Origin of the sequence: Enterobacter sp. BRE11 (assembly GCF_031844285.1) — a bacterium.
GTDB lineage: Bacteria > Pseudomonadota > Gammaproteobacteria > Enterobacterales > Enterobacteriaceae > Pantoea.
Map to the genome: position 1 here is coordinate 1 of NZ_JAUZUX010000033.1, position 14,292 is coordinate 14,292.

General features: G+C 55.1%; 11 protein-coding genes. All 11 read left to right on the forward strand.

Features of this window, described 5'->3' with window-relative positions; all coding sequences use genetic code 11:
- Nucleotides 1–220: 220 nt before the first annotated feature.
- Nucleotides 221–1,543, forward strand: a complete 1,323-nt coding sequence (locus Q9R34_RS21320) for a hypothetical protein (RefSeq protein WP_485896362.1) — start codon at nt 221–223, stop codon at nt 1,541–1,543.
- Between the two features lie 12 nt (nt 1,544–1,555).
- Nucleotides 1,556–2,092 carry a hypothetical protein gene (locus Q9R34_RS21325; protein WP_485896364.1) on the forward strand — a complete coding sequence of 179 codons (537 nt, stop codon included), beginning with the start codon at nt 1,556–1,558 and terminating at the stop codon, nt 2,090–2,092.
- Nucleotides 2,089–2,505, forward strand: coding sequence for a hypothetical protein (locus Q9R34_RS21330; protein ID WP_485896366.1), 417 nt, complete (start codon nt 2,089–2,091; stop codon nt 2,503–2,505). Before Q9R34_RS21325 ends, Q9R34_RS21330 begins: the two co-directional genes overlap by 4 nt.
- 16 nt (nt 2,506–2,521) lie before the next feature.
- A complete protein-coding gene (locus tag Q9R34_RS21335) occupies nt 2,522–2,779 on the forward strand; it encodes a PAAR domain-containing protein (protein ID WP_485896368.1) in 258 nt (85 codons plus the stop codon).
- 2 nt (nt 2,780–2,781) lie between these two features.
- The gene (locus Q9R34_RS21340; RefSeq protein ID WP_485896370.1) at nt 2,782–3,942 is read left to right on the forward strand and encodes a hypothetical protein; all 1,161 of its coding nucleotides are present in this window, start codon (nt 2,782–2,784) and stop codon (nt 3,940–3,942) included.
- 26 nt (nt 3,943–3,968) lie between these two features.
- Nucleotides 3,969–7,343, forward strand: coding sequence for an ImcF-related family protein (locus tag Q9R34_RS21345; protein WP_485896372.1), 3,375 nt, complete (start codon nt 3,969–3,971; stop codon nt 7,341–7,343).
- Entirely contained in the window at nt 7,344–8,960 is a 1,617-nt protein-coding gene (gene tssA / locus Q9R34_RS21350; protein ID WP_485896374.1) for a type VI secretion system protein TssA, read from the forward strand.
- 72 nt (nt 8,961–9,032) lie between these two features.
- Nucleotides 9,033–10,802, forward strand: coding sequence for a type VI secretion system baseplate subunit TssF (gene tssF / locus Q9R34_RS21355; protein ID WP_485896376.1), 1,770 nt, complete (start codon nt 9,033–9,035; stop codon nt 10,800–10,802).
- Nucleotides 10,766–11,845: a type VI secretion system baseplate subunit TssG gene (gene tssG / locus Q9R34_RS21360; protein WP_485896377.1), complete on the forward strand. Its 1,080-nt coding sequence runs from the start codon at nt 10,766–10,768 to the stop codon at nt 11,843–11,845. The genes tssF and tssG overlap by 37 nt, the downstream gene beginning before the upstream one ends.
- Nucleotides 11,846–11,905: 60 nt before the next feature.
- Nucleotides 11,906–12,433, forward strand: a complete 528-nt coding sequence (gene tssJ, locus Q9R34_RS21365) for a type VI secretion system lipoprotein TssJ (protein WP_485896378.1) — start codon at nt 11,906–11,908, stop codon at nt 12,431–12,433.
- 4 nt (nt 12,434–12,437) lie between these two features.
- Nucleotides 12,438–14,292: type VI secretion system Vgr family protein (locus Q9R34_RS21370; RefSeq protein ID WP_485896380.1), on the forward strand; the 1,855-nt coding region annotated here is incomplete at its 3' end.

The window sequence follows — 14,292 nt, forward strand, 5'->3', positions numbered from 1 at the left end:
AGCACTTTTAATGGTGAAGGAACAGCAAGCGCGGAAATTAAGGGCAATAAATTGATTTATATAATAAAAGATAAAGCTCCTTTCATTCAAGCTAACATGTCCGTCCCTGAAGTAATTGAGTTTAATAAAAAGTAAAGATAATTTGTTGCTGTTTCCAAATTTTTTCTGGCTATATGTGGAAGATGATTTATCTATTCCATTATCGATTAAAGAATGAAATATGCATCCTGTGATATTTCTTTCGTCTCTCAAAACTGATAGCGACTGTGCAAAATTAATTTGGGGTGAAGTTGTTAATCAGAGACTTGGTACGGAGAAGGGATGCCAGTTCAGGAAGAAAGTAGTAAAAATTTGTGCTGAGCTATGGGGAGAAGATAGAAAAACTGAATTTGCTAATTCCCTTATGGCGTGTATGGCAGTTGAAACTAATCAATTGTTCACTTCTTCTGTCGTTAAACTTATGCCAGAGGTTAATGCTCATGGCAATGTTATACTAAATCGACAGGGACGGTCTGTAAGAGAGTGTCATGTATTTAGTAAGGCAGAATTAAATGCTAACCCATCAATCTCTGCACAAAATGCTGTGGGGCTCATTCAATTTACAGGACCTGCTGTTAGACAAATAAATAAAACTCATGGCTTGTCACTCACTAAACAAAAACTGGCATTGATGGATGAGATAGAGCAGCTGGATTATGTTAAGTTGTATTTTACATCAAATAAAAGTCTTTTTAATAAAATAAAAAATGGCGATGATGTTTATCTGTATATTTTCTGTCCTGTAGGGGTTGAAAAAGAAGATGGTTTTCCATTATATAGCAGACAGCAAGATGATGACGAAAATGTAAATTATTATCAAGCCAATAGCAGTTTGGATTCTACCGAAAATGGGAATCATGGTAATAATGATGGAGTTATTCAGAGGAGTGAACTACTTTCCCGATTGAATAAACTAAGGGATGAAGGGCGTAAAAAAATAAATAAATGCTTATGTAATGTCGAAGCTATAGATATTACGAAGGAGCCAAGTGGTGTTCAATGGGTGAGTCGATATCCGACCAGTTCTTCCGTTAGTGATTTGTTGCCTGCATTCTCATCTTCAGTACAGAGCTTTATTCAATCAATTAGAAATGCAGGTGGGAGTGTTAGAGTTTCTGCAACGTACAGGCCGGTTGAGCGAGCGTATTTAATGCATTACTCTTGGAAAATCGCAAAAGAGGGTATGGATCCTTCTGCTGTACCTGCAAAAGAGGGAGTAAATATAGATTGGACGCACAAAGGTAATCATACATCCGCAGTTTCCGCAGCCCAGGACATGGTAAATGGATATCATATAGTATATGGGCCGGTTTTAAGTTCAAGGCCTACTCAGAGACGTGCGATTGATATGACAATCACGGGTGTTATTGGTCGGTCTATAGTCAATGCCTCAGGTTCCAGTGTGCTGGTTCATTCTCAATCATCATTGCATGCTATAGGGGCATCATTTGGTGTTCATAGATTACTATCTGATCCTCCTCACTGGTCAGATGATGGACACTAAAGTAGGTGACATATGTTTAAGTACATTAAATTAATTTATCTTGGTTTCCTTTTTACTGCGTACTCCCATGCTGCTTCACAACCTGCATCGTTACCTGTTGGAGTCGCTAAGTTTGATGGGGCTGGAATTCAAATTTCAACCACAAAAGATGATTTGTCGAATGATAATGTTTTGATTTGCAGTTCAATGGAAAAAAAGTGTACTCCGTATAATGGTAGTGACTTTTTGAAGGGCGAGGAGAATAGTAATGTTGAAGATGTTTCTGGAGGCAAGACGGTCTTTAGCTTTGATTATAAAAAGCCTGTAAGTGCACATTATCAATCTGAAGTTGATGTGGCTTTCATCTACCTTAAAAAAGAAAACCTTCCTGATATTGAGTTTTATAAAGATAATAAGTTTAAAGTTCATGGGAAAGGTGTCGATGATATTGTTTCTTATTGTACTAGTTCAGAAGGTGTTCACGTATATTCTAAATCCGGCAGCGTTCATCTTTATTATTCTTTGGGATATGATGTCGAGGCAACTTGTTCATCTGAGGTGTGCGAATGAAAAAAATCATCTATTGCGGAATTGTTATAGTGCTTTTTAGCCAGTTCACCTTTGCTGAACCCTCTGTTCAAATCTCGGCGGGAAAATATTCTTTTACGCAGGAAGGTGAAGAACTTGTTGGTGGGACTAAGGCGAGTATTACCTGGAATATTTATATCAAGGATGACAGTCATGCAGTCGTCAAAGTTTCCTCATGGCATGCGCCTTTCACTTGCGATGGAAAATATACTGTATCCAGAAATGGTGACCAACTAGCGCTAAGCTGGTCTGATAAAGATAATCCTGATGTAGAGTGCGACACTTCCTCTCCGCAGTTTTTATTAAAAAAATCCTCATCGCGAAAAATATTTTCACATAGTGAGCTTTTTGTCTGGAATCCTGATGGTTGGAAAAACATGCGTGTGATTAAATGATTTAATGGAGGCTGGTATGCAAGGAATAATCCGGCTTGGCGACAAAACCACCCATGGCGGGGAAGTGCTGTCCTGTTCAACGACCATGCTTTTTGGTGATATTGGTGTGGCCCGAAAAGGTGATCGAGTTTCCTGCCCTGAGCATGGTGATACCTCTATTGTCGAAGGTAACCCAAATTATCGCGATCGCGGTGTTCCTGTGGCATTCCATGGCCACAAGTGTGGTTGCGGCTGCACGCTTATCAGCTCGCTGCCCAATGCTCTGGTGGGCTAAACGTGCCGGTTGAACTTGAACGCATTCCCGCGCAGGAGAAACTGCCGGCCCGTCCGCATTTTAAACGCTGGCTCCTCCTGGGCATTGTGATACTTCTGGCGGGAGCTGCAACTACATTCCTGTTCTGGAAGGGCGAGCGCTCCGGTGCTGCGTTCTGGGGGCTGTCAGCAGGACTACCTGTCGTGTTATGGGGCCTTTTGATTGTCGGGCGCTATTTTGGCTACGTGCTCCTTTGTGCCCGTTGTGCAAGAAAAAATGCAACAACCGCCGCTCGGTATCGCGCAGACGTTGCGCGCGGACAGCGCTTCGCCTGGCTTATCGGTGAAGTCCTGATTAACGGGCTGGGGTCTGCCAGCCCGATGACACACGAGGCGGTGTTAGCCAAAAAGCCCCTGATGATGCCCTGTGAGCCCGTTAATGGTGGCAATCCGGTTCGTCACCGGGCGCTGGCGGTCGCCGGGGAAATGGCTGACCGGGAAGCGCACTATTTTCAGGAGGTAATCGCCCACGTCCAGAATCTGGTGTCGTTGCTCCCGTCAACGCTGACCTGCTATCTGGCGGTGGATACCGGTGAACAGTTTTCGACACTGCCATCGCTCCTGCAAAAAAGCATGTCCCATCGGCTGGTGCGCATTCGCGACCTGACGGGGCTGGAAATTCTGGACTACTGGCTGGACTGCCATTATGACCGTGCTGCTGCGTTACTGGTGGTTAGCGCTCAGCTTTACGACCATCCGCCAGAGGACAGTGGCGAGGCCATTTCCGTGTTACTGCTGACCAACTGCCGCCTGAAGAACATCCTGGATGTGTCGGTCAAAGTTCACCGGCCGCAGAACTGTCGCGATGGCAATCTCGGCCTGGCATTTGAACGAGTCATGATGTGGTCAGGACTGGAAAAAACTGCACTGAAGCAGGCCTGGACCAGCGGCGGTCAGATGGCCTCCGGCGATATCTTCAGCAAGGCCCGGGAGGCACATGCCCCGGGGCTTAAAGCCGATAAAATTACCCATATTGATACGGTTGTCGGATTTTCGGGCGTTGCCGCTCCCTGGCAGGCGTTACAGCTGGCAGCCCGTCAGTGTTTGAGCGACAGCGAAGCCCAGCTAATTGTCACCGAACTTTCAGAAGACAACCGACAACTCTGTATTGTCACCCCGGAATAACTCTCAAGGGATTGCTCTCCTCCGTTATGAAAATCGCACCCACTTTTCTGCTTGCGCTGCTTCTGGGCGCACTGTCTGTCTGCCTCATTGGCGGCGCACTCTTGTTATGGCCGCAGTGGGTTAAGGACACCTTCAATATAGGGCCATTCAGTACGACCGGCATAGTGATAATCAGCCTGCTGCTGATGCTGGCAGCATTGATTATCGGCTGGGTGCTTGAAACCGTATTCGCTAAAAACGGTGAGAAACAGGGAAAGCTGGATGTGGTCGCCTCCGGACTGCAGGCTGCGGCATCCCAGCCTGAAGCAAAGCATACCGATGCGGACACCTCCCGGTTTGTGGCTGAGGCGCTGGTCGATCATCTGCGCCTGCGTTATCGACGCCGCTGGAAAGCCAAAGTTCATTTATTGCTGGTACAGGGTTCCGACAGCGATATTGAAAAAGTGGTGCCGGGTCTTAAGCGCGATTGCTGGCAGGAGAGTGACGGGATTATGCTTATTTACGGCGGTCTGGCGGAAAAGGTGCCGGATGATGAGTTACTGTCCGTCCTGAAAGCGGTGCGATCACTGCGTCCACTGGATGGCGTGGTGCAGGTGATGAATGCGGCTGCACTGCCCGATACGGCAAAGCAGGACACGCTGGTGCGCATACGTCAGAAAACCGATACCCTGCTGGGCTGGCAGCTGCCGGTCTGGCTGTGGCTTGTCCGGGAGGGCAGCTGGGACCATGACGGAGAGGGTGTACCTCCAGCCGGTGTACTATTTGATCCTGGTGTGACAACGGAAGAGGTCCGTTCGACACTGACCTCACTCTCATCAGATCTGCAAACACCCGGTGTGGCGGCGCTACTGGAAAACTCTCAGCACCACTGGCTGCTGAGCCTGTCAAAGGCCCTGCACGGTTCGTTACAACGCTCCCTGGTCGCGATGCTGACCACGCTGATGTCAGGGCCAGCGCCCTACCGCCTGCGTGGGGTGATGTTCAGTCCGACATTGCCAGGGACCGAAACGGCGCCGCATGCGCGCCTGTCACCGCCGGTCTGGCAGGCACTCGAAAACGACAGTCTGCAGGTACATGCCTGTAAAATTGGCTTCTACTGGCAAAAGGTGCTGCGCCTGGTGCTGCTGGGGCTGGTTCTGCTCTGGGGAGCGGGCACGTTGCTATCCCTGTCCGTTAACCGTACCCAAATCTGGCTGGCGCAGGATACGGCCCGCGTTGCCGCTGACACGAAGCAGCCTCTGCCGAATCGGCTGGGTGATCAGTTAGCACTGCAGCAGACTATTGCCCGCCTGCAGAACCGAGAAGTGCACGGTGCGCCGTGGTACACCCGCTTCGGCCTGAACCAGGACAGCAACATGTTGAAGATGCTCTGGCCCTTATACGCCCGCAACAACCAGCAGCTGATGCGCGATGCCCTGGCAGACGAACTTCACCGTCAGCTTAACGCCTTTGTGCAATTGCCACCGGCAAGCAGCGCACGCACGTCTGCTACCCAAAAGGCCTACAGTCTGCTTAAGAGCTATCTGATGCTGGCCCGTCCCGATAAAGCGGATGCGGAGTGGCTTGCCGGCAATATGCTGAAGGCCTGGCCGCACCGCAGCGGCGTGCCTGACAGCGTGTGGCAGACCCTGGCCCCGAAGCTGCTCGGCTTCTGGGCACAGAACCTGCCGGCACATACAGAGTGGAAAATTATCCCAGACCGCGAACTGGTGGATACGGTCCGGCAGATATTGCTCAAGCAGATTGGTCAGCGTAACGCGGAAAGCGGTCTGTATCAGGAGATGCTAGGGCGTATTGCCCGTAACTGGCCGGATTTAAGCCTGGCGGATATGACCGGCGATACGGACGCGTCAACCCTGTTCTCCTCTGCAGAGGTGGTGCCGGGGATGTTCACCCGGCAGGCGTGGGAAGAGCAGGTCCAGGACGCGATCGATGAAGTAGTGAAGACCCGCCGTGATGAAATTGACTGGGTGCTCACTGACAAAATTCGTCAACCAGGCAGTGATGTGTCACCGGAGGCGCTGAAACAGCGCCTGACGGAGCGCTACTTCACCGATTTTGGCAACGCCTGGCTCAATATGGCCAACAGCATTCAGTGGCACGAAGCTGCCTCGCTCTCCGAAGTGATTGCCCAGTTGAACCTGCTGGCGGATATACGTCAGTCACCTCTGGTAGCGCTAATGAATACGCTTGGCTGGCAGGGTCAGACCGGAGCCAAAGGCGAAGCCCTGGCTGATACTCTGGTGGACTCGGCGAAAAAACTGGTGGGGCGTAATAAGAACGCAAAACAGTTTATTGAGCAGGCGCAGGGGCCGAAAGGTCCGCTGGATGGCGTATTTGGACCGCTCACTGGCCTGATGGCCGGCAAGGACGGAACCGGCCCGAACGGTAACCTCAGCTTCCAGTCCTGGCTTGCCCGCGTGACCCAGGTACGCCTCAAGCTTCAGCAGGTGACCAGCGCCCCTGATCCGCAGGCGATGGCGCAGATGCTGGCTCAGACCGTCTTTCAGGGAAAAGCCATCGATCTGACCGACACCCGTGACTACGGCTCTCTGGTAGCGGCAAGTCTCGGGCAGGAGTGGAACGGTTTCGGGCAAGCATTGTTTGTGCAACCGCTCGACCTGGCCTGGCGTCAGGTGCTGGCTCCGGCGGCAGGCAGCCTCAATGCCCGCTGGCAGAGCACCATTGTTTCGCAGTGGAACACCGCCTTTGCCGGACGCTATCCATTTAAGGCCACCGGCAGCGATGCTTCACTGCCACTGCTGGCCCAGTTCCTGCGCAGCGACTCCGGGCGCATCGCGGCATTTATCAAAACTAACCTCGGCGGCATGCTGCATCAGGAAGGCAATCACTGGGTGGTGGATCCGGCTGCCAGTCAGGGAATGAGCATCAGTCCGGCGTTTCTTACCGCCATCAACAAGCTGGCCGATATCTCGGATATTGTCTTTGCTCAGGGCGATGCAGGGGTTCATTTCGAACTGATGGCCCGACCGTCACGCGATGTGGCCCGCACCCAGCTGACGCTTGATGGTCAGAAACTGGATTACTTCAACCAGATGGAAAGCTGGCAGAGCTTCACCTGGCCGGGCAATACGTATTACCCCGGTGCGGATCTGAGCTGGCGCTCAGTTAATACAGAAATGCGCCTGTATGCCAGTAATCAGGGAAACTGGGGCTTTATCCGTCTGCTGGATAAGGCGCTTATCACCCCGCTCGACAGCAGCCGGACACAACTGGTGTGGATCACGCCGGACGGCAATCCGCTGAAATTTATCATGCGCAGTGAGCTTGGCAACGGGCCACTGGCGCTGCTCGAACTGCAGGGTTTTAGCCTGCCGCAGACCATCTTTACCGTGGGTGGTGCAGTTGACAGCACGCTCACTCTTGCCGGAGACGAATAAATGGCGACTGCAGAAGCTCTCATGACCCTGTGTATCCCGAATATGGCCCAGCGTAATGCACTTCTCATGCAGACCAGAGACAACCTGTCCCGCTGGGATGCCTGGCTCCCTCCGCTGGTGGCAGGACACGGGGCAGGAGATGATCCGACTTACGAAGATGATTTCCTGCTGATGCGTGAGGAAATCAACAAACTCTCCGGCACCGATACAGATACGCTTTGCCGTCTGGCCGAAGAGGTTGTGACCCACCAGGCCCGTGATATCCGCGTGGTTACCTGGTATGTCTTTGCCCGTCTGCAGCGTGATGGCGACAGCGGACTGGCTGATGGTCTGATGCTGCTTACCGCGATGCTGAAGCAGGCAGGGCAATACGTCCACCCGCTGCGCAGCAAGGCCCGACTGACCGCCCTGGAGTGGTTAAACAGTGACAAAGTGCTGGATGCGTTTTCGCGCTGGCCGGATGTGACGCGAGAAGAGACGGCAAAAACAGCTGCGGCACTGTGCCTGCTGGGCGATGCGCTATCGAATCTGCCTGACAGCGAGCAGCCCTCATTTGCCGGTCTGCTGCGCGCACTTGAAAAGCGCCTTGCCGGTGGTGGCGGGCTGGATACGCCGGAGGTGGCTTCCAGGACCGATGAGGTGGGTGAAGACAGGTATGCCTCCTCGTCATCTGGTAAAACTGTGCCGAAAGCCGCTGTGGTCAAATCGGAAGTGGAGCTGGTACGCCAGCTGCGCGTGCTGTCCGGCTGGGTGGTTGAGCAGCCGCAGGGCTGGCTTGCTGCCCACAGGATGATGAAGGCCGCCCGCTGGGACCTGGTGACGCAACTGCCGGCGCTGGATTCGAGTGGCCGTACCCGCCTGATGCCTCCGAAACCGGACTATCGCGCACAGCTTAAACGCCTGTACCTGCAGCAGAACTGGACCGAACTGGTGGAGCAGGTGGATGTCATGTTCACCGAAGGCGGTAACCGCTTCTGGCTCGATTTGCAGTGGTATCTGTGGCAGGGGCTGAGCCGGGCTGGTGGGCCGTGGGAGCAGTGGTCGGAGTTCATACTCAGCGATCTGAGGCTGTTACTGAAACGTCTGCCAGGCCTGGAGACGCTTGCCTGGAACGATGGCACCCCGCTGGCGGATGAGGTAACGCTGAACTGGATAGCTGAAAAGGTCAACGATGAGATGAGCGGGTTTGCAGATGCGCCTGCGGTGGCAAACGGAGTCCATATGGATGACATATTTGCGCTGGAAGCGGAGGCGATGGAGAAGGGGGATTGCGATGGCCCGGAGGCAGCGCTGACCTGGCTTCAGAATCGTCCGGACATGGCCTCACCCCGAAGCCGCTGGCTAATTCGTTTACTCATGGCGCGAGTGGCAGAGCAGTACGGACATAATGAGCTTGCCCTGCACCTGCTGGGTGATCTCATCGACAGCGCACCACAGATGACGCTCAGTGAGTGGGAGCCAGGGTTGCTGTTTGATGTGCAGGCCCGCCGCCTTCGGCTGTTACGCCTGAAAGCTGGTCGCAGCGAGAGCGACAAAGCCCGTTTTGCCCCGGAAATGGACAGCCTGCTGGCCGGTCTGATTGCTCTCGATCCGGCGCGCGCGATGGTGCTGTGCTGATAAGCATCCCCCGATCTCCGATGATGCCGTCTGTTTTCTTTTTGATATTTTTTACCCTCAGGATCGCCCTGCATGGATGATTTAACCCTTCGCTACTACGAAGCCGAGATGCGTTACCTGCGCGAAGCCGGTAAAGAATTTGCCGGCGCTCACCCGGATCGGGCAGCGATGCTCAATCTGGATAAAAACGGGGCCCGTGACCCGTATGTGGAGCGCCTGTTCGAGGGCTTCGCTTTACTGATGGGCCGCCTGCGTGAAAAGCTTGATGATGACCTGCCGGAGCTGACAGAGGGACTGGTGAGCCTGCTGTGGCCCCATTACATGCGCACCATCCCGTCGCTCTCCGTGGTAGCGTTCACGCCGGACTGGCGCCAGCTTCGCAAAATGGAAGTGCTTGAAAACGGCTTCTCCGTGCTGTCTCGCCCGGTCGGTCCCGATAACACGGTTTGTCAGTACCGCACCACCCGTGATGTCCCGCTGCAACCGCTGCATCTGAGTGAGGCCCGCTTGCAGACTGAGCCCGATGGACGCGCCGCCATTCGTCTACGTTTTGAATGCCCGGACAAGGTGGACTGGTCAAAAGCCGGGATTGATAAGGTCGCCATTTACCTCGATGCTGACAGCCCGGTGGCCTCGGCTCTGCATCTGGCGCTGACACGCCGGGTGCAGGCGATGTATGTCCGCCATAGTGAGACCCGTACTGAGCGGGTACGCTTTGACGGCTGGTGTAAACCCATGGGCTTTGATGACACCGACCGGCTGTGGCCAAAAGGGGACTCGGCGTTCAGTGGCTACCAGCTGCTGCTGGAGTATTTCAGCTTCCGCGAGAAGTTTATGTTCGTTGAGCTCAGAGGCCTTGAGCTGGCAGGACTGAGTCAGAAAACCACCTGGTTTGAGACCGATATCGTGCTTGACGGCGGCTGGTCGTCAGACACGCCGTTTGAAACCGAAAACTTCCGCCTGCACTGTGCGCCGGTCATCAACCTGTTCTCACTGGAAGCGGACCCACTGACGCCTGACCCGCTGCAGAACGAATACCTGCTGCGGCCGATGCGCGTGCAGGATGGGCATACGGAAATCTACAGTGTGGATGCCATTCACGGGGCGGTGAAAAACGGCAAACATCCGTACGTACCTTTCACCAGCTTTCGCCACCGCGGCGGCATGATGCGCCACGATGCGCCAGAGCGCTACTTCCACACCCGCGTTAAGCGCGGTCCCTCGGGCCTGTATGACACCTGGCTTATCCTTGGCGGCAAGTCGTTCGAGCTGGATCAGCTGTCGCAGGCCCCGGAGTCGCTTTCCATTCGTATTACCGGCACTAACGGACAACTGCCGCGCCGCTCGCTGGAAAGCACCCTTCTTGACCGGGTGGTGAAGGCGGGTAAGGTCCCGGTCAGGGTCCTGAACGTGAAAGTGCCGACCCTGCCGCTGTATCCACCGGCGAACGATCGCTTCCACTGGCGGGTGATGAGCCATCTGGGCTCCAGTTTCTTAAGCATGATGGATAACCCGGAGGTGCTCCGCGGCACGCTGGCACTCTATGACTGGACGGATGATGAGATTAACCATCGCCGTCTGGAGGCGATTGTGGCGGTGAAGCACACGCTTATTCGTCGCTTCGAGCAGGGCTTTATGCTGCGTGGTGTCGATATTGAAATCACCCTTAACGCGGACAATTTTGCCGGAGAAGGCGACGTCACCTTGTTTGGCGAAATGCTGCACCGCTTCTTTGCTCTGTATGCCGATGTCCACCTCTTTAATCAACTCACACTGGTACTGCAACCGACAGGGAAACGACTGCGATGGAAAGAGAACCACAGCCAGCAAATTCCAGGCTGACGGAGGCACTGCGCGATCACATCTGGCGGGTCAATTTCTATCGCTTCTGTCAGCTGCTGGAGCAGGAAAATCCGGCGGCACCGAAGCTCGGCAGTACCGAAAAACTCTCTGCTGACCCGGTGCGTTTTCGCCCGTGGCCGGGCATGGGTTTCCCGGTTAGTGAACTGAAGGTAGTTGAAACCGACGAGAGCTGTCCGAACCTGTCGCCGACGGTGCGGACCACTTTCCTCGGGATGTACGGTGTGGATTCCCCATTGCCGACCGCCTACCTCGATGATATCGCGCAGCGCCGGGAAGGGTATGAAGCCACCACCGCGTTTCTTGATATCTTCAGCCACCGTATCCACACCCGGTATTACCGTATCTGGCGCAAGTACGCTTACCCGGCGACCTTCGAAGCTGGCGGCGTGGATGAGATTTCTCAGTGCCTGCTGAGTCTGGTCGGTCTTGGTATCCCGGGGACGGCGGACCAGATTGCCACGCCTGTCTCCCGTTTCCTTGCGCTACTGGGGACCATGCGGCTGCCAACCCGAAACGCCGAAGGCATCCGCCAACTGGTGAGCCTGCTGGCCCCGGAGACTCGGACCACGGTTTTCAGCCCAGACCCGGTCAAAGTCCCCATTCAGAATCGCTGCGGGCTCGGTAAAGTAAACCGCGTGTCGCTTTCACAGCGCGCCACGCTCGGCAAAACCGGGAAAGAGGCCTGCAGTCGTATCTTGCTGATCCTGGCAACTGACAACCCACTCGAGGCAAAGGGTTGGCTGCCCGGCGGTCAGTTGCACACTGACCTGATTGTGTTGCTGCGGGTGTACATGGGGTACCGCTCCGATGTCCGTCTTCGCCTCACGGTGCCGGTCAGTTGTCTGCCTGAACCGAGTCTGAGTAAGACACACCGGGTACAGCTGGGCCGTACCGGCGTGCTGGGCATGAGGCGGGACCGTCACGCGAACCGCACGCACCTGACCGTAAGTCTGGGCATTTATGAAGGCCTGACCTGTGAAACCCTGCGACCGGCAGAGCCCGGTGGCTACCGCTTCGACTGATATTCCGGAACGCACTATCCAATTCGCCCCTGTTTCTGATCGCTGAAAAGGACTTTACGCATGACTTTCGCTTCCCTGTCGCGCCGCGCCGCGCTGATGCTGCTCTGTTCCCTGTTGACCGCATGTGGCCTGACTCAGGCCGTGTCGGACGGCACGATCAGCGCAGCCAGAGCCATCTTCTACAAAAAAATTAAGGTGCTGCATCTCGATTTAGAGCCCCGTGCGGCCATCAATGCTGATGAAAGCCAGACGCCACTGGCCACCATGGTGCAGGTGTACCAACTCAAGGACCGTCAAAAGGTGGATGCGGCCGACTACCAGAAACTGTTGCGCGATGCGGATAACACTCTTAGAGAGGATATCGTTGCCAGCACGTCGCTGCTGGTAATGCCTGAGGGTAGCGTGACCCTCAATATGCCGATGAATGAAGAGGCAAAATTCGTGGCAGTGGTGGGACTGTTCAACCGCCCGGATATCCGCAATAACACCTGGAAGCTGGTGCTGAGCCGCGACGACCTTGACCCGGACAAACCGCGTACTATTCAGATCAACAGCACAGGGCTGGCACTGGTTCCGGTAAAGGAGTAAGGACATGGACCCCAACCTCGATAACTGGCTGGCGCTGTTTGACGGGCAGGCCCGCTACAGCCTTGAGATTAACGACAGCATCCTGAAGCCCGATGTGCTGAATGTCCACGGGCGCGAAGCGCTGAGTACGCCGTTCGAATGGCGGATTGAGTTCACCACGCCACAAAAAGGCATCGGCCGCGAGGATGCAATGCTGAAGTATGCCACCTTCAGCATGCTCTCAGGCCGCGTAGTGCAGGGCATCATCACCGGCTTTGAGGTTCTCAAAGAGACCCTGGACCAGACGCATTTCGCGGTCACGCTCTCCTCGCGTCTGGCGCTGCTTACCCACACCCGCCGCTGCGCGGTCTGGCAGAATGTCTCGGTGCCGGAACTGGTGGAGCAGATACTGCGCAGCCATGGGTTTGATGGAGCGGATTTTGAGTTCCGGCTGGAACGCACTTACCCGGTCCGCGAACTGATAACCCAGTGGCGGGAGACCGACCTGCAGTTTATCCAGCGTATTCTCGCTGAAGACGGCATCTGGTTCCGCACAGGCGTCAACACCACCACAGGCCTTGATACGGTGACTTTTGCCGACAGCCAGCTGCAGTATCAGTTTAATGTGCAGCTACCGTACCGGGAACCGTCTGCGCTTTATGACGGCGAGATCGAAGCGGTCTGGGATGCCCGGGTATGGCATCACGCGGTGACCGGCAGCGTGGCCACACGGGACTACAACTACCGCACGGCTGGCGTACCAGCGGATGCGAACTTCAGCGTCAGAGATGATGCGGCCACCACCGGTGAACACTATCGCTACCTCATACCGTACCGCGACGCCGGGGGTGGCACCACGTCTGAGCCTCAAACGGAAAGCGGAGCCTTTTACGCCCGACTTCAGCATGAGTGCGCCCTCAATAATGCTGTCCGCCTGCACCTGTTCAGTAACGCCAGTCACCTGACGCCCGGGATGGTGCTGGAGACCGGTGACAGTGGCGTGCCGGAGCTGAAAGAAGGGATGGTGATTACGCTCGCCACCTTCCGCGCGGCCCGTGATACCCGCCTGCACGTCTCGGTGTGGGGCATGCCCTACAGTGAACAATTCTGCTTCAGGCCCAGGCCTGTACCGCGCCCGCTGATTGCCGGCACGCTGACTGCTCGTGTCGAGAGCGACGAGAAGAACGCGCCTTACGCGCATCTTGATGAAACGGGGCGCTACCGGGTGAAGCTGGACTTCAGCCGGGAAGATGCCGAACCCGGCTATAACTATCTGTGGATACGCCAGGCCAAACCGTACGCCGGGGAAACCTATGGCTGGCACACGCCGCTGACTGACGGCACGGAAGTGGGGATTGCCTTTGACGGCGGCGACCCGGACCGGCCGTACATTGCTCATGCATTCCATGACTCAGAACATCCGGACGTGGTTACCCGCGATAACCGCAGCCAGAACATCCTGCGCACCGCGGGTCAGAACGAGCTGCGGATGGAAGACCAGCGCCAGCGTGAGCATATCGCGCTCAGCACGCCGTTTGGGGCCACGGCGCTGAACCAGGGACATATCGTTGATGCAGAGAACGAACCCCGGGGTACCGGGTTTGAACTGCGCACCGATGAGTACGGGGTGATTCGTGTGGCAAAAGGGCTGTTTATCACTGCGGATGGACAGTCGAAGGCTGAAGGCGATGTGCTGAGCATGGATGAGGCTCTGAGAGAGATTGAGGCCGTCCGCGTACAAATCGAGGGGCTGGCCACAGCCACCCGCCAGGCAAAAGCACTGGAGGCTGACATTGCCAGTCAGCAGGCAATGTTCGCCACACGGCTGAAAACTCTCAATGAGATGCTTCACTTCTCAGCACCCGAGGGGATGGCTTTTT